Source organism: Spirillospora sp. NPDC049024 (assembly GCF_040649235.1).
Lineage (GTDB): Bacteria > Actinomycetota > Actinomycetes > Streptosporangiales > Streptosporangiaceae > Spirillospora.
Genome location: NZ_JBEZFD010000039.1, coordinates 25108 through 48744, shown reverse-complemented (window position 1 = coordinate 48744; position 23637 = coordinate 25108). Strand labels below are relative to the sequence as shown.

General features: G+C 71.2%; 21 protein-coding genes and 2 pseudogenes. 4 read left to right on the top strand and 19 right to left on the bottom strand.

Annotated elements, in window-relative coordinates; all coding sequences use genetic code 11:
* The 4 genes and pseudogenes from AB0C21_RS41530 to AB0C21_RS41515 all read left to right on the top strand — a co-directional run.
* Positions 1-381 (top strand): annotated as a pseudogene (locus AB0C21_RS41530) (M4 family metallopeptidase); the annotation flags it as partial.
* Between the two features lie 95 nt (positions 382-476).
* Positions 477-2405, top strand: a complete 1929-nt coding sequence (locus AB0C21_RS41525) for a M14 family metallopeptidase (protein ID WP_500211843.1) — start codon at positions 477-479, stop codon at positions 2403-2405.
* Positions 2406-2534: 129 nt separating this feature from the next.
* The gene (locus AB0C21_RS41520) at positions 2535-3914 is read left to right on the top strand and encodes a helix-turn-helix domain-containing protein (protein WP_500211842.1); all 1380 of its coding nucleotides are present in this window, start codon (positions 2535-2537) and stop codon (positions 3912-3914) included.
* A gap of 574 nt (positions 3915-4488) precedes the next feature.
* Positions 4489-4809 (top strand): annotated as a pseudogene (locus AB0C21_RS41515) (helix-turn-helix domain-containing protein); the annotation flags it as partial.
* A 1258-nt stretch (positions 4810-6067) separates the two neighbouring features.
* Here the strand turns inward: AB0C21_RS41515 and AB0C21_RS41510 are convergent.
* The 19 genes from AB0C21_RS41510 to AB0C21_RS41420 form a co-directional block, all read right to left on the bottom strand.
* Entirely contained in the window at positions 6068-7312 is a 1245-nt protein-coding gene (locus AB0C21_RS41510; RefSeq protein ID WP_500211841.1) for an amidohydrolase family protein, read from the bottom strand.
* Positions 7296-7781 carry a VOC family protein gene (locus tag AB0C21_RS41505; RefSeq protein ID WP_500211839.1) on the bottom strand — a complete coding sequence of 162 codons (486 nt, stop codon included), beginning with the start codon at positions 7779-7781 and terminating at the stop codon, positions 7296-7298. Before AB0C21_RS41505 ends, AB0C21_RS41510 begins: the two co-directional genes overlap by 17 nt.
* The gene (locus AB0C21_RS41500) at positions 7778-8686 is read right to left on the bottom strand and encodes an alpha/beta fold hydrolase (RefSeq protein ID WP_500211837.1); all 909 of its coding nucleotides are present in this window, start codon (positions 8684-8686) and stop codon (positions 7778-7780) included. Before AB0C21_RS41500 ends, AB0C21_RS41505 begins: the two co-directional genes overlap by 4 nt.
* The gene (locus AB0C21_RS41495; protein WP_500211835.1) at positions 8683-9549 is read right to left on the bottom strand and encodes an NAD(P)-dependent oxidoreductase; all 867 of its coding nucleotides are present in this window, start codon (positions 9547-9549) and stop codon (positions 8683-8685) included. The genes AB0C21_RS41500 and AB0C21_RS41495 overlap by 4 nt, the downstream gene beginning before the upstream one ends.
* Complete coding sequence (locus AB0C21_RS41490; protein WP_500211833.1) at positions 9546-9878, bottom strand: Dabb family protein; 333 nt, start codon at positions 9876-9878, stop codon at positions 9546-9548. The genes AB0C21_RS41495 and AB0C21_RS41490 overlap by 4 nt, the downstream gene beginning before the upstream one ends.
* Positions 9875-11374, bottom strand: a complete 1500-nt coding sequence (locus AB0C21_RS41485; protein ID WP_500211831.1) for an aldehyde dehydrogenase family protein — start codon at positions 11372-11374, stop codon at positions 9875-9877. Before AB0C21_RS41485 ends, AB0C21_RS41490 begins: the two co-directional genes overlap by 4 nt.
* Entirely contained in the window at positions 11371-11673 is a 303-nt protein-coding gene (locus AB0C21_RS41480; protein ID WP_149262004.1) for an NIPSNAP family protein, read from the bottom strand. Before AB0C21_RS41480 ends, AB0C21_RS41485 begins: the two co-directional genes overlap by 4 nt.
* Positions 11674-11696: 23 nt before the next feature.
* Positions 11697-12332: a cysteine hydrolase family protein gene (locus AB0C21_RS41475; protein ID WP_500211830.1), complete on the bottom strand. Its 636-nt coding sequence runs from the start codon at positions 12330-12332 to the stop codon at positions 11697-11699.
* On the bottom strand, positions 12329-13030 hold the full coding sequence (locus AB0C21_RS41470) for an MmgE/PrpD family protein (RefSeq protein ID WP_500211828.1): 702 nt from the start codon (positions 13028-13030) through the stop codon (positions 12329-12331). The genes AB0C21_RS41475 and AB0C21_RS41470 overlap by 4 nt, the downstream gene beginning before the upstream one ends.
* Positions 13027-14385 carry an MmgE/PrpD family protein gene (locus AB0C21_RS41465; RefSeq protein WP_500211827.1) on the bottom strand — a complete coding sequence of 453 codons (1359 nt, stop codon included), beginning with the start codon at positions 14383-14385 and terminating at the stop codon, positions 13027-13029. The genes AB0C21_RS41470 and AB0C21_RS41465 overlap by 4 nt, the downstream gene beginning before the upstream one ends.
* Positions 14382-14750 (bottom strand): cupin domain-containing protein, encoded by a 369-nt coding sequence (locus AB0C21_RS41460; RefSeq protein WP_500211826.1) that lies wholly within the window; start codon positions 14748-14750, stop codon positions 14382-14384. Before AB0C21_RS41460 ends, AB0C21_RS41465 begins: the two co-directional genes overlap by 4 nt.
* Positions 14747-15610, bottom strand: coding sequence for a phosphoenolpyruvate hydrolase family protein (locus AB0C21_RS41455; protein ID WP_500211824.1), 864 nt, complete (start codon positions 15608-15610; stop codon positions 14747-14749). Before AB0C21_RS41455 ends, AB0C21_RS41460 begins: the two co-directional genes overlap by 4 nt.
* Positions 15611-15657: 47 nt before the next feature.
* Positions 15658-16131 carry a hypothetical protein gene (locus AB0C21_RS41450; protein WP_500211822.1) on the bottom strand — a complete coding sequence of 158 codons (474 nt, stop codon included), beginning with the start codon at positions 16129-16131 and terminating at the stop codon, positions 15658-15660.
* The gene (locus AB0C21_RS41445) at positions 16128-17726 is read right to left on the bottom strand and encodes a GMC family oxidoreductase (protein ID WP_500211820.1); all 1599 of its coding nucleotides are present in this window, start codon (positions 17724-17726) and stop codon (positions 16128-16130) included. Before AB0C21_RS41445 ends, AB0C21_RS41450 begins: the two co-directional genes overlap by 4 nt.
* 78 nt (positions 17727-17804) lie before the next feature.
* Positions 17805-19034, bottom strand: a complete 1230-nt coding sequence (locus AB0C21_RS41440) for a Tm-1-like ATP-binding domain-containing protein (RefSeq protein ID WP_500211819.1) — start codon at positions 19032-19034, stop codon at positions 17805-17807.
* Positions 19031-19927, bottom strand: coding sequence for an ABC transporter permease (locus AB0C21_RS41435; RefSeq protein ID WP_500211817.1), 897 nt, complete (start codon positions 19925-19927; stop codon positions 19031-19033). The genes AB0C21_RS41440 and AB0C21_RS41435 overlap by 4 nt, the downstream gene beginning before the upstream one ends.
* Positions 19920-21023: an ABC transporter permease gene (locus AB0C21_RS41430; protein ID WP_500211815.1), complete on the bottom strand. Its 1104-nt coding sequence runs from the start codon at positions 21021-21023 to the stop codon at positions 19920-19922. Before AB0C21_RS41430 ends, AB0C21_RS41435 begins: the two co-directional genes overlap by 8 nt.
* Positions 21020-22585, bottom strand: a complete 1566-nt coding sequence (locus tag AB0C21_RS41425; protein ID WP_500211813.1) for an ATP-binding cassette domain-containing protein — start codon at positions 22583-22585, stop codon at positions 21020-21022. The genes AB0C21_RS41430 and AB0C21_RS41425 overlap by 4 nt, the downstream gene beginning before the upstream one ends.
* Positions 22586-22592: 7 nt before the next feature.
* On the bottom strand, positions 22593-23624 hold the full coding sequence (locus AB0C21_RS41420) for a BMP family ABC transporter substrate-binding protein (protein WP_500211811.1): 1032 nt from the start codon (positions 23622-23624) through the stop codon (positions 22593-22595).
* Positions 23625-23637: the final 13 nt, after the last annotated feature.

Genomic DNA, 23637 nt, shown 5'->3' with positions numbered 1-23637 from the left:
ACCGGCACCGGCGACAAGGCCACCCGCAGCACCACCTACACCCTCACCGTCAACGGCACCGCCCCCACCGGCTGCCAAGGCTACGAAACCACCAAGACCGGCGACCTCACAGCCGGCGGCAACGCCTACCAACCCGACGGCGCCTACTACTACGCCGCCACCCCCGGACCCCACGAAGCCTGCCTGAACGGCCCCGACAACACCGACTACGACCTCTACCTCCAGAAATGGACCGGCACCGGCTGGACCGCCGTCGCCCAATCCACCACCCCCGGACCCGACGAAAAACTCACCTACAACGGCACCAGCGGCTACTACCGCTACCGCATCCACGCCTACACCGGCAACGGCACCTACACCCTCGCCTACAACACCCCCTGACCCGCTCGCCTGAGTGGTGAAGGCACGGCCGGCCCGGCCCCGCGCGGGCCGGGCCGGCCGATCCCCCGCCCCGCTCCCCCGCCCAGGAGACGCTCATGCGACGGCTCGCAGCCATGCTGTTCGCATTGCTCATCGCGTTCACACCGGTCCTGGTCAGCCAGGCCGGCCGTGCGACCGCAGACTCCAGTCCCGCCACGCAGGAACAATCCGCCCAGTACCGGATCATCGGCCCCAAGAAGCTCGCCGACCGGACCGCCGTCGCGCGGACCGGCGCGGCGATCGACTACATCGAACACGGAACCATCTACGTCACCGCGACCGGCACCGAGGTACGCCGGATCCGCGCCCTCGGCTTCACCGTGCAGCCGATGCCGCCCGCCTTCCGCTCCGCTCGGCCGGGCGTGACCGGATTCCCGCCCGAGGACTCCGGCTACCACGATTACGCCGAGACCAGAGCCGAGATCGATCGCATCGCCGACGCCTTCCCCGAGCTGGCGCGCAAGTCGGTGGTGGGACACTCCTACGAGGGTCGCGAGATCATCGCGCTGAAGATCTCCGACAACGTCGCCACCGACGAGGACGAGCCCGAAGTCCTGTTCAACGCCAACATCCACGCCCGCGAGCACCTCACCACCGAGCAGGCCCTCTACCTGGCGAACCTGTTCACCGCCGACTACGGCAGGGATCGCCGGGTCACCGACGCCGTCGACTCGCGGGAGATCTGGATCATCCCGATGCTCAACCCCGACGGCAGCGAGTACGACCACGCCACCGGCTCCTACCGGTCATGGCGCAAGAACCGGCAGCCGAACTCCGGATCGTCCTATGCCGGCACCGACCTCAACCGCAACTTCGGATACAAGTGGGGCTGCTGCGGCGGCTCCAGCAACCAGCCGTCCAGCGATACCTACCGCGGCTCCGAACCGTTCTCCGCGCCCGAGACCCGCGTCCTGCGGGACTTCGTGCTGTCACGCCGCATCGACGGCGTCCAGCAGATCAAGGCCCACATCGACCTCCACACCTACTCGGAACTCATCCTGTGGCCGTTCGGCTATACCTACTCCGATACCGACACCGGAATGACCGCGGACCAGGAGGCCACCTTCCGCACCATCGGTCGGCAGATGGCGGCCACCAACCACTACACCCCGCAGCAGAGCAGTGACCTCTACATCACCGACGGCGACTCCATCGACTGGATGTGGGGCACCCAGGGCATCTGGTCGTACACCTTCGAGATGTATCCGGCCTCGCCCGTCCCAGGGTTCTACCCGCCGGACGAGGTCATCCCCGCCGAAACCGCTCGCAACAAGGAGTCGATTCTCACCCTGGCCGAGTACGCCGACTGCCCTTACCTGGCGATCGGTAAGCAGGAGCAGTACTGCTCCGGCACCCCCGCCGACGACTTCTCCATGTCCGCCGACCCCTCGTCAGGTTCAACGCAGGCGGGAGGAACGCTGACCGCCACCATCGGCACCACGACGACGTCCGGCAAGTCGCAGCAGGTGACCCTGTCGGCAAGCGGCCTTCCCACCGGCGCCACGGCGAGTTTCGCCCCGCCGCAGGTCGACTCGGGAAGTACCTCGACCATGACGGTCAGTACGTCGGCCTCCACACCCCCGGGCACCTACCCCCTCACCATCACCGGCACCGGCGACAAGGCCACCCGCAGCACCACCTTCACCCTCACCGTCAACGGCACCGCCCCCACCGGCTGCCAAGGCTACGAAACCACCAAGACCGGAGACCTCACAGCCGGCGGCAACGCCTACCAACCCGACGGCGCCTACTACTACGCCGCCACCCCCGGACCCCACGAAGCCTGCCTGAACGGCCCCAACAACACCGACTACGACCTCTACCTCCAGAAATGGACCGGCACCGGCTGGACCGCCGTCGCCCAATCCACCACCCCCGGACCCGACGAGAAACTCACCTACAACGGCACCAGCGGCTACTACCGCTACCGCATCCACGCCTACACCGGCAACGGCACCTACACCCTCGCCTACAACACCCCTTAATTCATGCTCAAGAAAGCCGGTCCTGGTCAGTAGAACCTGATCAAGACCGGCTCTCTTCATTGCCCTCAAAGGCATGCTCGGGCACACTCGTACGACCATGCTTCGCCCTTCGCGCGGCAGGAGACACCGGTGAACCCGATCCCCGAAGATGCGGACGGGATGGCGGCACAGGCCCGCTTCGGCGCCTTGCTCAAGCACTGGCGCAGGAAGGCCGGGCTGTCGCAGACCCGGCTGGCGGCCGAACTGGGCTACCACAACAGCGTCATCAGCCGGTGGGAAACGGGCGCGAGACGGCCACCGCCCGATCTGATCCAGCGCATCGACGCCGTTCTGGCCACCGGCGGGCAACTGGCGCGGCTGTACACCGAGACTGGATTATCCGGCGGCTCAATCTCAGGTCTCGGGTCCGGCACGCCGCTGCCAGGCGGTCGCGGTGCGGCGACAGGCGACGTCGCGGCCTGGGATCCCGCGGAATGGCCCGCCCGGCTTCCGCACCACGGCATCGCATGCCCGGTGCCCGGCCACCACGGCTGCACGGTCCCTCCCGCCGATCAAGCGGCCGCGATGTACGCGGCGTTCAGCGCGGCACCAGCCGAGTCCGCGCACAACGACACCGTTCATGTGCTCACCGCTCGACTGGCCGTCTACACCCGGTTCACCGAAGAGCACGGACCGGCCGGCTTCCACGCGCCCGTTGAGGCCGCGCTGCACAAGATCGTCGGAGCGCTGCGCGGAGCAGAGGGCCCGAACGGGCGCGCTCTGCTCCACCTGGCCGCCGGCTACGCCAGCCTCGCCGGACAGCTGCGCACCTTCCGCGGGCAGCATGCCGCCGCAATGGCGCTGTACGACAAGGCAATGCAGTGGGCCACGCTATGCGACGACACGTCGTTACGCGCGACGCTCCTGTGCGACATGAGTTCTCTGGCACGCTTAGAACACGACGGCGTCAGCGCCGTGACCTACGCGCAAGCCCTGTCCGCCGTCGGTCCCAGCCGTGTCTGGACCTCGGCGCTGTCCCACTTGTACCAGGCCCGCGGCTACGGCGTCCTCGGCGACCTTCGGGAAACGACCCGACACGTCGCGCATGCCCGTGACCGGCTCCATCATCTCACCGCGCAGGACGAGCACGAGGCGTTCTGGATGGCCGGCACACGCGGCAAAGTGCTCTTCGAGGCGGGCATCGGCGCAGCCCTCCGCGACGTGGCCGCCGCCACCGCCGACCACAGCGCCGCCCACGCCGCCAAAGCGGCCACGGAAGACTCCCTCGCCTCCGTACCCGTCCACGTGCGCCCTGCGACCGTCCTGCTCGCGTTGCGGCTCGCCGACTGCCACGCCTGTGTCGGGCAACCGGAAGCCGCGGCGGCGATCGCCACTCCGGTCCTCGCGGAGGCCATGACCACCCCAATGGCCACCGTCAGCCACGAGCTGCGCGGACTCCGCCACCGCCTCGCCGCCCGCTGGCCGAACCTCACCTCCCTGACGGACGTCCTCGAACCGGGTCAAAGCTGACCTCCAGTCCCCACCCCGCGTGCTCACCGGACGAGACTCGCACGGCCACGCTCATGCCACCGGGCCTGCCCGTTGACGGCGATGCCTCACTGCCGAGTAGTCCAAACGCACATGTGATAGCTCCAGGCAGCTTCCACGGCGTCGGCGGCGAACTGGTATGCGTTGGCCGGCACTGGCTCGTACCTCACAGCTTCCGCTCGAAATTTCTTTTCCAAATCCCCTCGAGCCCGACTTCAGCGCGTGCATTACTGCACAGCGACCACCGATGAAGCCGGACCCATTGCCGCTTCCGCCTGCCCCGCAAGACCAGTCATGCGAATCTACTGTACCGGAGGTCTGGTTCCCCGTTTCTGATCGCGTTGGTCCACCTCCTCGGGAACGCGCCGATCGATGGCGTCGGCCAACGGAGAAACTCCGCATCGAGACAGCTGTCCCAGTGAGCCTTTTTCAGCGGCAGTTCGGTATGCGCTGATCACAGCATGATCGCGGACGGTGCGGGCGGTGCCGGACGTCAAGAAACCCCTGGTAGAACGGTTGGTCTCTCACAACGCCCCGTCCCCACCAGAGGCCTCACATGCTTTTGTACCGTGCTTCGCTGCCGTTGTCGCGCCGGACCCTGACCTACGTCACCGGTGTCGTCCGCCGCCACCGCCAGGCCCTCGGCCGCAAGGGCCGGTGCCTGCCCCCTGGGATGCAGGCCCTGACGACCCTGGTCTACCTGCGCAAAGGCGAGACCTACGCCGAACTGGGCGCCGGATTCGCCGTCTCCACCACCACCGCGTGGCGCTACGTCAACGAGACCGTCGACCTGCTCGCCGCCCGATCGCCCAAACTCGGCTCCGCGCTGGCCAAAGCGGTTAAGAACGGGCTGCCCTACCTGGTGCTGGACGGCACCCATCGATCGCCGACGCCCCCGAATCCCCGAGAGATCATGCTTCTGAGGATGAGACCGCCCGCTCCCGGCATCCAGGGCCCACCGGCGCAACCTCCCACCCGCCCGAGAGCCCGGCCCCAGTGCCAGGGAGCCGGGCCCCAGGGTTCGCGGGTCCAACGACTCAAGGTGATCTGCCAACTGCACCCGGCCAAAGCAGGATGTGGGGTCACCCTGGGCACCCGACCTGTTGGACATGCCGCCAAACACACGACAGCCAAACCCAGCTGGTGGACCCGAGCGGACATGCGGCGAGCACTCAGCCCACCTTCGGCCACACAGAGTGACCGTTAGTGCGGTCTTCTTGTGGCCTCGTTCACGGTGGGAGAAAGATGATCTCCCAAACTCCTCCCACCGGACCACTCATGGCCTGCCCCGAAGGCGGAGAAGGCCCCGTTGGGGGCGAGATCGCGCGCTGCCGGTTCGGAACCCGTGACCTCTTCGGAGCTGCGACAACGCCAAAGAGGCCTGCTCTTCGTCCGAGCAAGCCTCTGACCTGGCAAAACGTGGACGATACTGGGTTCGAACCAGTGGCCTCTTCGGTGTGAAGCAAAGCAGAGAAGTCGATCTAGGGGCCTCTCACCTGCAAAAACGCCCTGACTACGTCCCGGTGAGTCGATGGGAGCCTGACTGCGGTGGCTCCCGAAACTGGCTCCCACGCCTTCCTAGCGGAGCGAGAAGGTCCATGGCTCTGACTTCTCGTTGCCGCAGCCCCAACTGGGTGGGCACCCGTTCCGTGTCCGCCAGCCAAGGTCAACGTAAGCATGTTGTCGACACGCCTGATCGGTTTGAACGATGCCGGTGGTTGTCCTGCGCCTCGGAGACGGGTGAGGGGCATGGCCGTTGTGGGCGCGTGCGTGCCGGACACGAAAGGTCGGTGCTGAGCCGCCGGACGAGGTCGTGCAAGCCAGAGTTCAGGTTCGCGTGGCCCGTTTAGCCAGAGGCACGAGGGCCGTGCGCCAGAACCGATCTCCTGCAGGAACCGGCCCAGGTCGTGGCTAAGCGCTCGGGTGCCGGTGTCGATGCCATACTTCTTGGGGATCTTCCAACGGTAGAGGTGGCAGGCTCCACGTAAAACTGTCTTCTGAACTGACACGAACAGGACCTTCGACGAGCCTTACCCTCCCTGCACAGAGCCACTTTTCTTGTCTGAACGGTCACTCCACACCCGCCAGCCGGCGAAAGCCTGAGACTAACGCCCACACGGTGGCTGGTTTCGGCTTCAGGTCGTCCAGACAGTTGAAGTAGCGCCGCCTACTATGCGGCCTCGCTTGATGGTGGTCCGGTGGCCGGGGGCGTTCCGGAGCACGTCGCTGAGGTGGGCGGCTGAGAACAGCACCAGGTCCGCCGCGGCCCCCGGCATGATGCCCTCGGCCGGTGCGCCGACATAGTGCGCCGCGTTCACCGTCACCATGTCGAAGACCTGCCTGAGCTGCTGGTCCGACCACATGCGGGCGGCGATGGCGGTCACCATGGCGACTTCCGCCGGATCGAGGCGGCCGAACGGGAACCACATGTCGTTCATGTTGTCGCTTCCCGCGGCGACGGTGACGCCGCGGGCGAGCAGCGACCTGAGACGGGCCACTCCCCTGCCTGGCGGGCATGGGGAGTCCCCGACCAGCAGCAGGTTGCCCATCGGGCAGACGCAGACGGCGATCCCGGCGGCGAGTACTGCTTCGACGACCTCGGTGGCGGTCGTTTCGTCGTAGGCGTCCAGGGCGCAGCAGTGGCCGGCCCGGACGCGGCCGATGAGGCCGGCGTCGATGGTTCTGCGCGCGAGTTCCTCAAGGTCGCGCTGGGCGGGGTCGTAGCTGTAGTCGCAGTGGACGTCGAGGTCCGCGCCGGTTTCCGCGGCCAGTTCGACGAGCAGGTCGAGGTGCCGGAGCCGGTCTTGGGGCTCCTCCACGTCGGGGGCCCCGCCGAGTACGTCGGCGCCTGAGGTCAGGGCTTCGCGGAGGAGCCGCAGTGCTCCGGGGTGGCGGACGATGCTCTCCTGGGGGAACGCCACGAGCTGGATGTCGATCAGGTCGCGGTGGCGGTCCCGAAGGTCGGCCATGATGCCGAGGGCCGACAGTCCGCCCACCGGGTCGACGTCGACATGGGCGCGCAGCGTTCCCACGCCGTGGCCGACGGCGAGCCGGATCGCGGTGGTAGCGCGGTTTTTCAGTTCCTCGGGGGTGTAACGGACTTTGGCGTACCGGGTGCGCTCGAGCGCGGCGTCCAAAGGGTGGTCATGGTCGCTCGGGGGCAGGTTCGGGTGCGTGAGCGCCTTGTCCATGTGGAAATGAGGTTCGACGAAGGCGGGCGCCAGAAGCCCGCCCTCGGCGTCGATGATCTTCGCTGTCGGCGGGGCCGGGAGGTCGCCGATCGCGGCGATCCGCCCGCCCGCCAGGTGGACGTCGACCGGGGTGGTCGAGTCGAGCAGGCGGGCGCCGCGGATCAGCAGCGGTTCAGGTTCCGGTCGCATCGGGCCGTTCCTGCTCGGTGCCGAACCCGTCCAGTGTGCTGCGCTCCTCCAGGGTCGTCAGCTCCTCGAACAGCGTGATCTGCACGCCGCCGGGCGCGTCCAGGCGGGCGTTGAGCGACTGCCAGGGCGTGACGGTTGGCGGGGCGACGGGTTCGGCGCCCGCGTCCAGCAGCCGGTCGTTGACCGAGCGCGTGTCGCCGACCTCGAACGCGACCCGGAACTTCGGCGCGACCTGCCGGCCGACCTCCACTTCGTCGATGAGCCGCTTCTGCGCCGGGTTGGCGATCTCAAGCGTGGCCCGGCCGGCGTCCAGGATCACGACCTGGGCGTCGCCCTCGCCGGAGAAGGCGGCCTGCTCGGGGAGTCCGAGCGCGTCGCGGAAGAAGGCGACGGCGGCCTCGTAGTCCTCCGCCTCGATGACGAGGCGCAGTTGCCGGACGGCGGGGGCCTCGTCTCTTTCGGTGGTCATGGCAACTCCTTCGCTTCGAGCCGTTCGGGTGTCATGCCGACAAGACCGCGACCGAGGGTCGCGGGGTCCCTGGGCGCCCACCGGCCGTGGGTGACCTTGTCGAGGAAGTCGTCGAGCACCGCGTTGAACGCCGCGGGCTCTTCCAGGTTGAGGGTGTGGCCGGTACGCGGCAGCACCGCCAGGGCGGCCCCGGGGATGGTCCGTTTGAGCATGACCTTGACGTCGAGGCAGCCGTCGTCCTCGTCGCCGACGACCAGCAGGACGGGGGTCCGCACCACCGCCAGGCGGTCGCACAGGTCGTACAGCGAGGGACGTTCGGCGAGAACCTGGGAGAACGTCAGCGACATGCCGATCGGGTCCCGTCCGGCCAGCCGTTCGCCGAACGAACGCCATCCGTCGGGGTCCTTGAGCCGGTACTGCACACGCGTGGGGCCGTTCTGGTAGGCGTCCGCGGCAGCCCGCACATCCTCCCGGAACATGCGGGCGGCCGTGCGCGCCTCTTCGGTGAACCCGGCCCGCTGGTGCGGCGCCGAGCCGTACCCTGCCCCGGCCACCGTCGCGCTGAGGCAGCGTTCCGGGTGCTGCAGCATCAGGTGGACGGCACAGAAGCCGCCCATCGAGAGGCCTACGACGTGGGCGGCGTCGAAGCCGAGCCCGTCCAGGACGGCGATCGCGTCCTGGACGGCGATGTGCTGCCCGTAGCTGTCCGAGCCGACTGGGACGTCGGACGGCGGGTAGCCGCGCGCGTTGTAACGGACGCAGGTGTACCGGTCGGCGAAATGCGCCACCTGCGCTCGCCAGTCGTGCAGGTCACCGGCCACCTCGTGCAGGAAGAGCAGGGGCGGACCGGCCCCTTCCACCTCGACCGCCAGGCGAGTGCCGTCGGGGGTCGTCACGGTGGTCATTCCGGCGCCTCCCCCGCCCGGGCGGCCTTGAGCGCGGCCCATGCCGGCCACACATGCCGCATGAGCTGGAACGCCAGCGCGGTGACGGGCATGGGGAAGTCGCCGCTGTCCGCTTCCCGCTGCACCGACCGCATGTCCTTCAGGAGGATGTCGAGGTCCTCGCCGGGCACGTAGTGCTCCCACCAGGGCTTGACACGCCGCCAGTTGTCCACGACCCAGCTGCCGCCCACGCTGACCGAGAGCATCTCCATCAACTGGTCTTCACCAACGCCGAACTCGTCGGCCAGCCGGATCGCCTCGTACACGCCCATCATGTTGACGCCGAAGGTGAGCTGCACGGCGAGCTTGGCCGCCTGGGCGGTGCCCACCTCCTCACCGACATGGAAGATGTTGCGGCCCATGAGGTCCAGGAGGGGGCGAAGCCGCCCGAACACCTCGGGTGCGGCCGACACCATCAGCGTCAGTGCGCCCGCCTCGGCGCCCCAGGGCCCGCCGGACATGGTCGCGTCGACGGCGGTCACGCCGTGTCCGCCGAGTTCGGCCGCCAGCGCGCGCATCGTGGAGGGGTCAAGGGTGCTGGCCACGACGACGGTGAGCGGGCGGCCCTCCCGGGCGACGCCATGCTCGCCGAGCAGGACCTCGCGGGTCTGCGCGGCGTCCCGCACCACGGACAGGATCACGCCCGAGGACGCCCTGGCCGCCTCCAGGGGGGAGTCCACCAGCCGGACGCCCGCCTCGGCGGCCTTCTCGCGGCGTTCCGGCGAGGGATCGTATCCGTGTACTTCGTGGCCGCCCTTGACGAGGTTGCCGGCCATTCCGAGGCCCATCGCGCCGAGGCCGATGAAGCCGATGCTTTCCGTCATGTCCGCTGCGCTCCCTGGTATGCGAGGCCGGCGGCGGCCGCCGGCAGGTCGACGACCAGCACCGAATCGGCCGCCGCGGGCAGTGCGCGGGCCAGCTCGGCGTGCCGGGGGTTTCGAAGGTAGGCGTCGCGGGCGCGCTCGCCGGGGAAGGCGATGGCGAGCCCGGTCGTGTAGCCGCCGCCGAACGGCTCGATGCTCACGTCGCGGCCGGCGTAGACGTCGCCGGCGCCGAGTTCGGCGGCGAGCGCGGCGAGCTGGGCGGCGAGGTCGTCGGCCCGCGCCTCCTGGCCGTCCCGGGGCCTGACGAGCACGATGTGGACGAGGTTCACCGGGCCGACTCCGCCCTGGCGAACGGGCTCACGCGGGCTTCGCCGCGGAACTGCACCGTCTTGTACTCGGTGAACTCCCGCATCCCCTCCTCACCGGCCTCGCGTCCGAAGCCGGACGCCTTCACGCCGCCGAACGCCAGCGCCGGTGACCCGTCGCTGGCGGTGTTCACCCAGACGGTGCCGGCCCGCAGCTCGCCGCTGACCGCGAAGGCGCGGTCGAGGTCCCTGGTCCACAGGGACTGGGCGAGGCCGTACTCGGTGGCGTTCGCCAGCTCGACGGCCTCCCGGTCGGTGCCGAACGTCGTCACCGACAGGACGGGTCCGAAGATTTCCTTCTGGAACACCGGCGACTCGCGGTCCACGGAGGCGATCACGGTCGGCTGGTAGAAGGCGCCCTCCGCCAGTTCGGGGTCGTCGGGTGGACTCCCCCCGGTCAGGACCTTCCCGCCGGCGTCGACCCCGGCGAGCACGGCCGCGTGGACCCGGTCCCGATGCTCGTGGTGGATGAGCGCCCCGATGTCGGTCCGGGGGTCGTCGGGCATCCCCACCCGCAGCGCGGACGCGCGGGCGGCGACGGCGGCGGTGAAGTCGTCGGCCACGGTCTCGTCCACGAGCAGCCGCGAACTGGCGACGCACGACTCCCCCTGGTTGGCGAAGGCGGCGAAGACGATGCCGTCGGCCGCGGCTTCCAGGTCGGCGTCGGCGAAGACCACGTTGCCGGTCTTGCCGCCCAGTTCCAGCCCGACCCGGGTGAGGGAGTCGGCGGCCGCGCGCATGACCTCCCGGCCGACGCGCGTTGATCCGGTGAACGAGACATAGGAGACCAGGGGGTGGGTCACCATGGGGAGCCCGGCGCCGGGACCCGTGCCGGTGACCACGTTCACCACGCCGGGCGGGAAGCCCGCGTCCTCGCAGCGGGCGGCGATCTCCAGCGCGCTGCCGGAGGTGAACTCCGACGGCTTGACCACCACGGTGCATCCGGCGGCCAGGGCGTAGGGGAGCTTCTGCAGGAGGACGAGCGCCGGGAAGTTCCACGGGGTGATCAGCGCGGCGACCCCCACCGGTTCCCGGGTCGCGAGCGCGGTGTACGCGGGCGCCAGGCCGGTGTAGGCCTCGCCCTTGGACGTGCGGGCGAGCGCCGCGGCCTGCCGGACGTGCGCGATGCCGAGGTCGATGTCGCCGCGCGCGAACGCCAGCGGCTTCCCGACCTCCTCGGAGTCGAGGGCGGCGAGCCGGTCGGCGTCGTGTGCCAGAAGTGCGGCCAGGTTCTCCAGGAGCGCGGCGCGGGCCATCGCGGGGGTGCGCCGCCATTCCGTGGATGCGAACGCCCGGGCGGCGGCGCAGGCCGCGGCGTCCACGTCGTCGGCCGTGCCGGCGGCGTAGCGGGCCACCACCCTGTTCGAGGCCGGGGCGCGTCGCTCCAGGAGCGGGCCGTCGACCCGCTCCCCGGCGATGTGGTGGCCGTGGACGCGGGCGGCGGTGTCATGGGAGCTCATCGGCTCAACTCCACGATCTCGCTGCCCGCGATGTGCGGGACTTGGCCCCGGCCGGCCTCGACGACCGCCTGCCATTCGGGATCCTCGCGGAACGCCGTCCAGCGGGTCTCGCGGTCGTGCTCGTCGGCGAACTCCAGGACGTAGACGAGTTGCTCCCCCTTGGTCAGCCGCCGCAGCCAGGGGCCGTGCGCGGTGATGCCGTGCTTGTCGAACAGGGGGAGGCTGGTGCCGACGAACTGGTCGAGCAGCGCCTCGGTGTGGCCTGGCGTGATGGTGTAGTAGCGCAGTTCTGCGATCATGTGGGCCTCCTCGTCGGATTCGGTCAGGTCCAGGCGGCAAGGACGTCCCCGGTCGCCGCCACCACGGCGAACCGGCTCTCGGCGGTGCGGAGCGCCGCGGCGTGCAGACCCATGTCCCACGACGCGCAGGCGTCGGCGGCGATCGTGACGTGGAAGTCGCGGGCGAACGCCTCGCGGGCGGTGGTGTCCACGCAGACGTTGGTGGAGACGCCGCAGCAGAGGACGCTGTCGCGTCCCAGGCTCCGCAGGATCAGTTCCAGGTTGGTCCCGGTGAAGCCGCCGTAGCGGTATTTCTTGACGACATGGTCTCCGGGCCGGGGCGCGACCTCCTCGGCGATCTCCTGCCCCCAGGATCCGTCGAGGCAGATGTCGGGGGCGGAGTACGCCGCGCGCGAGCGCGCGTCCCGCCACACCGGTGAGTCGGAGGCGCCGCCCGGCAGCGTGGTGTGCTGGCTGTGGATCACGGCCACCCCGGCATCGCGGGCGGCCTCGGCGAGGTCGGCGGCCACGGGCAGGATCCGCTGGGCGTGGCTGACGTCCCGGCCTCCCACGGTGGCGGCCTTGCCGCGTGGATGGACGAAGTCGTTGGACAGGTCGATGAGGATCAGCGCCGTCCGATCCGGCCGCAGCCGGCCGGCCAGCGTGGCGGTCGCCGTCATGACAGTGCCTCCGTGGCGTGCTCGATCGGGTCCGGCCGCCGCGCCTCCGCGCCGGGCGGGCGGGACCGGCCCGCCTCGGTCGGGAGCGCGGTGACGAGCCACCGCCGGCCGAGCCGGTCGGCCGCGGCGGCCGGGTCCGCGGTGGGCGCCATCAGCGCGTACAGGCCGCGCCTTCCTTCCAGGCCGGTGACGGGAGCGGTCATGCCCGCGCCGGCCAGCCGGGCGGCCTCCAGTCCGTTGCAGGCGGCCAGGCGTCGCTGGAACGTTCCGAGCAGGGTGCCCGACAGGATCTCCAGCCCGGACGCCTGGGTGGCGGCGATACCGACCGCGCGGGCCGTCGCCTCGCCGTCCAGGCCGTCGTGGCGGGCGGCGGCGCAGGCGGAGCCGACGAGCACGGCCGCGCACACCGGATCCCACCCGCCCACGACGTGGCCGTCCAGCGAGTCGCGCACCCGCAGAGCGGGTTCCAGCCCGGCGGCCAGACTCTCCGTCGCGAAGGCGTCGGCGCTGCCGGCGTGGTGCAGGAGGGCGCAGGCGACCCAGTAGCCGACCGCCGCCCGCTGGTCGCGGACGGCCGCCGCCTCCAGTCCGGACAGGTTCTCGCACAGAGCCGTCGCGGCGGCGGCAGCGTCCGGCGGGACGGGCGTCTCGGCGACGAAGCCGGCGACGCTCGCGGTCGTCCCTTCGCTAGCGGTCATCGGGCCACCACTTCCCTCTGGGACTCCTCCAGCAGCGCCTGGACGGTCACCGGTCCGGACCCCTCCCCCAGGCGCGCGACCGCCTCCCAGATCGCCCTTGCCCGGCCGGGCACCAGGGCCTCGGCCTTGCCGATCAGCTCGTCGTCGGTCAGCGGGCGCAGCAGGCTTCCCCGCGCGTGCTCGATCTCCGATACGACGGTTCCCCCGTCGACGGTGTGGATCTCCAGTACGGCCGAGTCCCGCGGCATGCGGGGTTCCGGGCACAGCTCGACGCGCGCCCGCAGGCGGGCCAGCGCCGGGTCGGCCACCGCCGCGTCGCCGAACTCGGCGAGCCCGCCGGTGCCGCGGGCCAGGCCGGCGGCCACCCCGTGCACCGCCGAAAAGCGCGCCTGCAGACCGGTCCGCGGGTCGAGCCGCCCCATCAACTCCGGGACCAGCGGATGGCAGCGGTAGCGGATCCGGACGACGTCCGCCGGGGCCACACCGCGGTCGTGGGCTCCGACGGCCGCGTCGATGCCGGGATGCGCGACGATGCCGCACGGGTAGGGCTTGAAGGTGTTGTCGGCAAGCTCCCAACGCGTCCCGAACCCGTCGAGAAGGCGGCCAGGGGACCGCCCCCCGGGCGCGAGGGCGCGCAGCAGCCCGCCGGTGTCCGGGAGGACGGCCGCGGCGCCCGCGGTGAACCGACCGCGGGCGGCCTCAGCGGCGGCCAGTACCCCGCCCGCGGCCGCCTTCCCGGCGTGGAAGGGCTTGACCTCGGTACCGAACGCCTCCCGATGCCCGAGCGTCTGCAGGGACGCCAGCCGAAGCGCGGCCGCCAGCCGGTCGCGACCGGGCGCGCCGAGCAGTCCGGCGGTGGCCGCGGCTCCGACGACCCCGCAGGTACCGGTGATGTGCCAGCCCCGGTCGTAATGCTCCGGACTGACCGCCAGGCCGAGCCGCAGCTGCACCTCGCAGCCGAGGGCGAAGGCCGCCAGCGGGTCCCGCCCGGATGCGCCGGCGGGCCAGCCCGCCGCCCAGGCCGCACCGAGGACGCTCGCCCCGGGGTGGATGACCGTCTCCAGGTGGGTGTCGTCGAAATCGTCCAGGTGCGCGGCGAAGCCGGTGAGCAGCGCCGCGTCGGCCGGGCTGGCGTTCCCGCGCACGCCCGGAGCCGCGGGCATGCCGGTCGGTGCGGCCAGGACCGCGGCAAGCCTGCCGACCTGGGGGGAGCCCGACGCTCCCAGGGCCACTGCCAGGACGTTGAAGAGCGTCCGGCGCGCGGCCTTCGCCACCTCTCCGGGGAGCGGCCGGGAGGCGCAGTCGAGCACCGCCTCGGCGATCTCCTCGTAGGAGGGTGCGGCACCGGTGGTCATGTGCTCGGCTCCAGCCAGGTGATGGCGCCGAAGGAGAAGGCCAGCTGGGCCAGCCCGGCGTCGGAGGCCCCGTGCCAGTGCTCCTCGCCCGGCTCGATCCACACGATGTCGCCCTCGGTCACCTCCAACGGGTCGCGGTCGCGGCGCCCGACGTAGCCGGAACCCGCCACGATGTGGATCACCTGGCCGTCGGCGTGGCTGTGCCAGTGGCCGCGCACGCCCGGGTCGAGCCGGATCAGCGCGGTGGTCGCCTTGCTGGTAGGACACCCCTGCACCGGGGAGCTGAACGCGGCGCCGGTGAAGCGTTCCGGTTCGGGGACCGGTGCGGGGTCCTTCAGCAGGTCCGCGGTACGGAAGAGCTTCACGCCATGACCTCCCTCTCGTGCGGACCGTCGGCGGCCGGTTGGACGGAGACCTCGGTGAAGCGCCGCATGGTGTCGACGAGGGCGGTCTCTGCGGGCAGCCGCTCCATGCTGGACGCACCCAGGAAACCGGCCGCGCCCGGGACCATCCGCAGCACTTCCTGGGCGTCGCCGGGCGTGGCGATCGGTCCTCCGTGGCACACGACCAGCACGTCCTCGCGCGCGGACTTGGCCTCGTCGCGGATCTCCCGCGTGCGCGCCGCCGCGTCGGCGAGCGACATGGGGGACCTGGCGCCGATCATCCCGGCGGCCGTCAGCCCGACGTGCGCCACGACGATGTCGGCGCCCGCGGCGGCCATGTCATGCGCCTCCTGCTCGGTGCGCACGTAGGCGGCGGTGACCAGGTCCATCTCGCGGGCGGTGCGGACCATCTCCACCTCCTTGTCGAAGCCGTAGCCCGTGGCCTCAAGGTCCGCCCGCACGCTGCCGTCCAGGAGGCAGACCGACGGGAAGTTCTGCACGCCGGCGAACCCGAGTTCCTTGAGTTGCCCCAGGAACAGCGGGATGTTCTTGAACGGGTCCGTGGCGCAGACGCCGGCGAGCACCGGTGTCCTGCGCACCACCGGGAGGACCTCTGCGGACATCTCCACGACGATGTCGTTGGCGTTGCCGTAGGGCATCATCCCGGCCATCGACCCGCGCCCGGCCATACGGAACCTGCCCGCGTTGTAGATGACGATGAAGTCGACGCCGGCCTCCTCCGCGCACTTGGCGGACAGGCCGGTGCCGGCGCCCGCGCCGATCAGGGCGCGGCCCGACCGGACCCGCTCGTGGAACAGGGGGACATAGTGCTGGCGGCTCATTGCCGTTACCTCCAGGTTGGTGTGGGACGGGCTGCCTCCCCGCCCGGTCACGGGCGGTGCTCCGGCGGTGCGTCGGGGGGCAGCCGGTAGAGGGGCGCGCGTTCGGCGACCGGGTCGAGCAGGCCCTCATCGACGACGACCGCGATCTCTCGCGGATCGACGATCTTGGCTTCCTGGAAGGGGTACTTCAGCAGGGCGGCGACGCGCGGCGACATCAGGTAGCCGCCCGCGACGACCAGCGTGAGCACCTCGTGCAGTTCCGGTCGCCGTTCGGCCAGTCGCTCGACCGCCGCGAGGTCGAGGGCGGGTCCCAGCTCGTCCAGCGCCAGCAGCAGCGGCGGGACGAGGTCGGGACGCGCCTTGACCACCTGGTCGAGCAGGTCGGTGTGCACACCGGCCTGCGTCCCGGACGGAAGACCGGCGCCGGCCTCGATCAGCGCGTCCGCGACCTGCCCTAGCCGCCGGCGGGCCTCCGGCGGCACGGTCGTGTCCCGCGTCTCCCCGTTCTCCGCGGTGGTCACGAGGCCGCCTCCACTTCGCGGCGGCGAGCGACCAGGGACCGGGCGCAGCGCAGCGCGTTGGCCGCGATGGTCGCGGTGGGGTTGACGCCGGAGGACGTCGGGAAGACCGAGCCGTCGAAGACGTAGAGGTTGGGCACGTCATGGCACTGGCCGTGCGGGTCGACCACGGAGGCCTCACGGTCCTCGCCCATCACGGCGGTGCCCATCAGATGCCATCCGGTGCCGCGTAGACCCGAATTGAGGATCTTCTTGGTGGCTCCCATGGCGTCGAGCACTTCGGAAAGGCGCTCCAGGTGCCAGGCCATCATGGCCCGCGTGTTGTCGGACGTGCGGTACTGGATCCGAACGCCCGGGACTCCGTCCGCGGTGGTCCCGTCGTCCAGCAGCACCCGGTTCGCGGGGTCGGGCAGGTCCTCGCAGATGACGCCCCAGATCGCCGAGCGGCCGAGCCGTTCGCGCAGCAGCCGGGTGAAGTTCGGTCCCCACACCGGTTCGTCCCCCCAGGTGCCCGGGAGCATGAACGACAGCGGCGCGCCGGAGGGGATCAGGTTCCATTTCGCGCCGCGCACGAAGCCGCGCGACCGGTCGGTCTCGTAGAACTCCAGGGAGTGCAGGTACTGGCCGAGCGGCCCGCGCCAGGACTCCAGGTCCTCGTCGAAGATCCCGATCGCGTTGCCGAACGGGTGCATCATGAGGCGCCTGCCGACCAGGCCGCTGGAGTTCGCGACTCCGGATCCGTCGGCCGACGCGAGCATGATCCGGGGCGTGCCGATCGCGTTGGCGCACAGCACCACGACGCCGGCGCGAACCTCATGGCGGACTCCGTTGGCATCGAGGTAGGTGACGCCGGTGGCGCGGCCCCGGTCGTCCAGGAGCACCTGCTCGACCGTCGCCCGCACCGTCAGGCGCACCTGGTCCTTGGCAAGGGACTGCCAGTGGGTGCGGTCAGCGGACGCCTTGGCTCCGGTGGGACAGCCGAACGGACAGGCCGTCCGCTGCGCGCACGCGTGCAGGGGGCCGTACTCGGCGGTGGCTATCGCGTTGCTGCCGGGCCACCAGTGCCAGCCGAGCCTGTTCAGCGCCTCCGCGCCCCGCCGGCCGAGCTTGTTCAGCGGGACGGGCGGCAGCGGCGGCGGTGTGCTCGGGGGAAGGGCCGGGTCGCCCTCAAGCCCGCTGACGGCGAACTGCCGCTCGACCTCGTCGTAGTAGGGCTCCAGGTCCCAGTACCCGATCGGCCAGTCGTCGCCGACACCGTCCATGGTGCGGGTGCGGAAGTCCGAGGGCAGGAAGCGTTCCCAGTGCGCCGCGTACAGGACGGTGCTGCCGCCGACACCGTTGTACATGAGGGCGGTGACGTCCGACTCGGCGTCGTCGATGGGATAGTCACCGCCGGCGCGGCGCTGGTTCGGATCCCAGTTCCAGTGCTTGCGGGACACGAGTTCGAAGTCGGCATAGCCCGCGCGCGCCTTCTCGTAGTCGGGCCAGTCCCCTTGTTCCAGGCACGTGACCCGCATCCCGGCGCGGGCGAACTCCTGGGCGGCGACCGCGCCCGAGGGGCCGGCACCGACGATCAGGACGTCGCAGTCGTCGCGCACATCCCCGTCCTTTCCTTCGTTTTCCTCCGGGCCGCCCGTACCGAGTCGTCCGGGCGAGGTGTCCATCACGGTCCGCGGCTACCGTGCCGCCGGCGTCCCGGCGAGCCGGGCCAGCAGCAGTTGCGCCGCCTGCTCGCCGAACGCCGGGGTGTTCAGTGCCGCCGGGGAACGCTCCACGGCGACGTGGGGGGCCAGCGAGTCCAGCAGCGCTCGTTCGAGCGCCGCGTCCGCCTCGGGCCAGTGGAACGCGCCGCCAGGCTCCGACAGGGCCGACGTCCCGCCGGTGGGCAGCAGCAGGACGACCGGTCCGCGCGCGGCTGAGAGCTTCGTGCCGAGCCGCTCGCCGAGGACGGCGGCCTCCCGCGGGTCGGTGCGCATCAGTGTCGCCGTCGGGTTGTGCGAGTAGAGCCGCCGCTCCCGGTACGGCTCCGGTACGGTCTCCGGCGCCCCGAAGTTGACGACGTCCAGCGCTCCGGTGGACACGACCTGCGGGATCCCGCGCCGGCCGGCGGCGGTCAGGCGGTCCGGCCCCGCACTCGCCACGCCGCCGGCGAGGTCGTCGGCCAACTCCGTCGTCGTCAGATCGAGGACCCCCGCCAGCCATCCGTCCTCGGCCAGCGACTCCAGCGTCCTGCCGCCGAGCCCGTTGGCGTGGAAGACCAGGACGTCCAGGCCTCGCGACTCCAGTAGCCGGCAGGCTTGCGACACGCCGGCGGTCGTCACCCCGAACATGCTGGCAGCCACCATCGGCTTTCCTTCTCCGCCCCTCGCGGACGGCACCGGGCGCCCCAACTGGGCGGCCAGCATCGCCACCGAACGTTCCAGGACGAAGCGGCTCACCGTGTTGAGTCCGGCGATGTCCACGATGGAAGGGACCAGTAGCAGATCGCTGGCTCCGACATGGGAACGGGTGTCACCGGAGGCCATCGTGGTGACGATCATCTTGGGCACCCCCAGCGGCAGTGCCCGGAAGCCCGGAGCCAGCACGCTCAGCGCTCCCGAGCCGCCCATGCCGAAGGCGGCGTCCACCTCGCCGGCATCCCGCATGGACCCGAGCAGGGCGACCACCCCCTCGGCCATGGCGGCCAGCGCCTCCGCCCGGGTGGCGAGCGCGGCGATCTCCCGGTGGTCGCGGGACGCGGCTCGCGCCACCTCCGAGCGGGTCACGTCGGGCCGGGTCTGCGGCTCCCCGCGGACACCCGTGTCGACCAGCAGCGGACGCATGCCCGCGGCGGCCAGCAGGTCCCGGACGTAGGCGTACTCGGCACCCTTGGTGTCGAGCGCTCCGGCGAGGACGACCCGGCTCACAGCGTCCGCTCCATGATCACTGGGGGCTGCTCTCCCCGGCGCCGCTTGATCACGACCGTGGCCGAGATGGCGGCGATGGTCGCCGCGTAGGGCAGCATGAGCACGAACTGCGGCGGCAGGACGCCGTTGAAGTCCAGTTGCGACTGGATGCCGAAGGCCAGCGCGGTCCCGAAGAACAGCGCCGCCGCCGAGACTCCGACCGGGGCCAGCCCGCCGAGCAGGACCGCCGCGAAGGCGAGGTAGCCGCGGCCCTGCGCGATGTTGTCGGAGAAGGACCGCACCTGGGCCAGCGACAGCTCCGTGCCGGCCAGCGCGCACAGCAACCCGGCGACCTGCAGTGCCGCCATCCGGTAGAGGTCCACCGGGACGCCGGCGCTGCGCGCCGCGAACGGGTCGCTGCCGCAGGCGCTGAGCTTCAGGCCGGCCCGGGTCCGCCGGAGCGTCCACCACGACAGCCAGGTCAGCGCGAACGCCGCGAACGTCAGTACCGACAGGTCGGCGAGCGGCCCGCCGATCCCGCCGAGCGGCCGCGGCAGCCCGACAGGCGACTCGATGGCCGCCTCGGTGTCGAAGAAGGCCACCAGGGCGTAGCCCGTCGCACCGGCGGCGGTCATCGACAGGCCGAGCCCGACGATGAGCACGTTCGCCTTGAAATGCGTGACCAGCACCCAGAACAGCTGCGACAGCAATGCGTTCACGACGATGGCGGCCGCGATGGCCGCGAGAATCGACCCGGTGCGGATGGCGGTGGCGGTCGCGACGAACGCGCCGCTGAGCATCAGCCCCTCCAAGCCGAGGTGCAGGATGCCGCTGCGCTGGGCGAACATTCCGGCGAGCGCCGCCAGCCAGATGGGCGTGGCGGCCTGCAGGCAGGTCCCCAGGAAGTCAACCACGGGAGTTCACCACCTCTGGATCGCGGTGGGCGGGCCCACCGGACGGATCACCGGCGCGGGCCGCGGCCCGCGTGCGCCGGCGTCTCAGCAGGGCGGGCACCGTGGACACCGTGATCCACAAGGCGACCATCCCGTTGAGCATGTCGAGACCCGCCTGCGGCAGGTCGCTCACGACCGGCAGGTAGATCGTGGCGGCGCGCAGCGCACCGAAGAACACCGCGGCCAGCAGCGTGCGGAGCGGACCGAACGTGCCGACCAGCGCCACGATGACCGCCATGAAGCCGACCATCGGCGAGAACCCGACCCGCAGGCTGCCCGACGGGCCGTACGCCTCGACGGCGCCCGCGAGCCCGGCCGCCGCACCGCTCAGCGCGAAGACCACCAGGCCCACGCGGGAGGCGCGGATGCCCATCCACTGCGCCATCACCGGGTTGCGTCCCACAAGGCGGATCTCCAGGCCCAGCCGCGTGCGGCCGGTCAGGACCACGGCGCCCGCCACGAGGAGGGCGCACAGGATCAGCAGGACGGGCGAGACACCGCTGCCGTCGCTGAGCCGGAAGGCCCCCGGCAGCTGGTCGGTCGTAGCCGCCTGGCCGGTGCCGTCGCGGCTCTTCAGCGGGCCGGTGCAGACCCACTCCAGCAGCAGCACGGCGATGAAGTTCATCATCAGGCTGGTGACGACCTCGTCGGCACCGAGCCGCGTCCGCAGCACCCCGGGCACCAGCGACCACAGCGCGCCGAGCGCGATCCCCACCGCGAAGGCGCAGGGGACCACGACGAGCGCGGGACCGTCCCGCCACCCCAGGCCGACGACGAGAGAGCCGATCGCCCCGACGTACATCTGTCCCTGGGCGCCGATGTTGAAGTAGCCGGCCTGGAAGGCGAGCCCGACTCCGAGCGCGATGACGAGCAGCGGAATGGCCCAGCGGATCGTCTGCGTCCACGCGGCCGGCGAGCCGACGCTGCCGTCGACCGTCCCCGCGCTGATCGCCCCCACGTCATAGCCGGACACGGCGAATATGCCGAGGACCAGCAGCAGGGACGCGCCGATGACCGCGACGGGCCGTGCCGCGGCCGGCCTTGGCCGAAACCTCACGCCGCCTCACCCCTCACCATGGCGCCGCCCACCCGGTCCAGATCGAAGGGCCGGTCGAACTCGGCCACCACGCGCCCGGCGAACATCACCAGCACGCGATGGCACACCTCGAACATCTCCTCCAGGTCCGCGCTGACGACGAGGACGGCGGCGCCGGACGCCGCGGCGTCCACCAGTGCCGCCCGCACGTCACCGGCCGCGGCGATGTCCAGCCCGCGTGTCGGGTGCGCGGCGATGAGGACCCGCACGTCACCGGTGATCTCGCGCGCCAGGACGGTCTTCTGGATGTTGCCGCCGGACAGGTTCCCGGCCTGCTGGGTCTCGGACCGGTACGCGACCCGCCAGCGGTCCAGCGCCTCCCGGCACCGTTCCCGCAGGGCCCTTGGATCGAGCATCGGGCCGTCCCCGGCGCGCCGCGGGGCGGCGTGGTTCTCCCACAGGGCGCTGCTGAGGCTGACCCCTTCCACGTTGCGTTCGAAGGGGATGACGCGCAGGCCGCGGTCACGGCGCCGCCGCACCGAGGCCCCCGAGATGTCGGCGCCGGCCAGGGACACCGTCCCGCCCCGCAGCGGCGCCATCCCGACGAGCGCCTCGACGAGGCTGCGCTGCCCGTTGCCCTCGACGCCGGCGACGCCCACGATCTCTCCTGCGCGGATCTCCAGCGACACGTCGGTCGCGGCCGCGTCGTGCGGCCCGGACCGCGCGGTCAGCCGGTTCGTGCTCAGCACCGCCGGGGCGTCCGGCGCGGGTTTCGCGACGGCCGGCACCTCCTTCACCGATGCGTCGCCGATGATGGCCCGCGACACGTCAGCCGGCTCCAGGTCGCCGATGGGCGTGGGCTCCAGGACGAGCCTGCCGGCCCGCAGCGCGGTGACGGTGTCGGCGACCGCGAACACCTCGTCCAGCTTGTGCAGCACCACGATCACGCACAGGCCCGCGGCGGCCAGGTCGCGCAGCCGGTCGAACAGCCCGCGCATCGCGGGCGGCGGCAGAACCGCCGTGGGTTCGTCCAGGACCAGCACGCGGGGGCCGGAGGCGAGGGCGCGGGCGATCTCGACCGCCTGCATCGTCTCGATCGGCAGCCTGCCGATCAGGGCGTCGGGGGCGACGGCGGCTCCCCCGTCCTCCAGCAGCGTCCGCGCCCTGCGGTGCAACCCCGCCTTGGAGAAGCCGCCGAGGGGGCGGGGCTCGTCGTTGAACAGTTCCAGTGCCTGGGCGACGGTGAAGTCCGAGGGCAGCGCGAAGTGCTGATGGACCAGCTCCACGCCCTGTCTCCGCGACTCGGCGACGTTCCCTCCGGCGAGCAGATGCTCTCCCACCCGGACGGTGCCGCCGGAGGGTTCGACCAGTCCGGCCAGCACCCGCGCGAAGGTGGTCTTGCCGGCGCCGTTCTGGCCGACGATGGCGTGCACCTTGCCCGGTGTGAAGGTCCCGCTGACTCCGTCGAGGGCACGGAAGTCACCGAAAAGTACCGAGACGTCCTGGCAGGTGACGGGTGCTCCGGCGCGGTGCGGGCCGCCCGCCGCGGCGGGTCCGGTTCTCTCGTGTGGTCGGGCTCGCATGGCTCGCTCACACGTTGTCGGTGTTGACGGGCACGTCGACGGAACCGTCGATGATCTCCTGCTTGGTCTCGCCGACCTTCTGGAACGCCGAGTCCAGGTCCGGGGCCCCGGCACCGGGCCGGAACATCTTGGCGCGTTCCAGGAAGGTGCCGTCGTCGGCGAGACCCGCTTCGCTGCCACCGGGCTTCCAGGTCCCGTTGGCGATGGTGAGCACCCGCTTGGCCATGGTGGCGCCGTAGTGCTGCGACGCGACCGCGATCACGCTGGTAGCGGTCTGGGCGCTCTCCGCGTTGTCGTAGATGACGAAGGTCTTGGCCTGGTCGGCGGCCTTCACGACGCCGACCGAGGAGCCGCCCGCGTAGGCGAGGACCACGTCGACCTTGTTGTTGAACATGGTCTGGGCGATCTGCTGGCCCTTCACCGGGTCGCCGAACGACCCGACGAACGCGCTCTTGACGGCGATGCCGGCGCGGGTGGCCTTCGCCCCCGCCTCGAAGGCGTGATAGTCGGCGTTCAGCGCGGGGATCGCGGTTCCGCCGATGAACCCCACGACGCCCGTCTTCGACACGGTGGCGGCCAGCACGCCGGCCAGGTACGAGGGGCCCTGCGTGTCGAACGAGACCGTCTGGACGTTCGGCATCTCGGGCTTGTACGGGTCGGAGTAGATGTGCACGAACTTGGTCTTGGGGAAGTCGGGCGCCACGGTCTTGAGCACCTGCGTGAAGTCCGAGAACGACACGACGATCACCGGCGTCCCCGACTGGGCCAGGCTGCGCAGCGTCGACTCGTGCGAGGAGGGGTCGGGCGCGGCCACGTGGCGGGTGGTGTAGCCGGCCGCCTTCAGCGTGTTCAGACCGGCGATCAGGTTGTCGGTCGGCCCTCCGTCCCCGGCCTTCTGCGGGGTGACGAGCGCCACCGACTTCTCGTCTCCGCCTCCCCGCTGGTCTCCGGTCCCACATCCGGTGAGCGCGAGAGCCGAGGCCAGGCTCGCGGCGACGAGGAAACGACGGCGATTCAGCGGCCCTGTTCCGAGACGCATAACAGGCTCCGTT

Bases quoted from the DNA above. Each gene is read 5' to 3' on its own strand.
- AB0C21_RS41525 (WP_500211843.1), top strand. From the start codon at position 477: ATGCGACGGCTCGCAGCCATGCTGTTCGCATTGCTCATCGCGTTCACA.
- AB0C21_RS41510 (WP_500211841.1), bottom strand. From the start codon at position 7,312: ATGCGACCGGAACCTGAACCGCTGCTGATCCGCGGCGCCCGCCTGCTC.
- AB0C21_RS41505 (WP_500211839.1), bottom strand. From the start codon at position 7,781: ATGACCACCGAAAGAGACGAGGCCCCCGCCGTCCGGCAACTGCGCCTC.
- AB0C21_RS41500 (WP_500211837.1), bottom strand. From the start codon at position 8,686: ATGACCACCGTGACGACCCCCGACGGCACTCGCCTGGCGGTCGAGGTG.
- AB0C21_RS41495 (WP_500211835.1), bottom strand. From the start codon at position 9,549: ATGACGGAAAGCATCGGCTTCATCGGCCTCGGCGCGATGGGCCTCGGA.
- AB0C21_RS41485 (WP_500211831.1), bottom strand. From the start codon at position 11,374: ATGAGCTCCCATGACACCGCCGCCCGCGTCCACGGCCACCACATCGCC.
- AB0C21_RS41480 (WP_149262004.1), bottom strand. From the start codon at position 11,673: ATGATCGCAGAACTGCGCTACTACACCATCACGCCAGGCCACACCGAG.
- AB0C21_RS41475 (WP_500211830.1), bottom strand. From the start codon at position 12,332: ATGACGGCGACCGCCACGCTGGCCGGCCGGCTGCGGCCGGATCGGACG.
- AB0C21_RS41470 (WP_500211828.1), bottom strand. From the start codon at position 13,030: ATGACCGCTAGCGAAGGGACGACCGCGAGCGTCGCCGGCTTCGTCGCC.
- AB0C21_RS41465 (WP_500211827.1), bottom strand. From the start codon at position 14,385: ATGACCACCGGTGCCGCACCCTCCTACGAGGAGATCGCCGAGGCGGTG.
- AB0C21_RS41455 (WP_500211824.1), bottom strand. From the start codon at position 15,610: ATGAGCCGCCAGCACTATGTCCCCCTGTTCCACGAGCGGGTCCGGTCG.
- AB0C21_RS41425 (WP_500211813.1), bottom strand. From the start codon at position 22,585: ATGCGAGCCCGACCACACGAGAGAACCGGACCCGCCGCGGCGGGCGGC.
- AB0C21_RS41420 (WP_500211811.1), bottom strand. From the start codon at position 23,624: ATGCGTCTCGGAACAGGGCCGCTGAATCGCCGTCGTTTCCTCGTCGCC.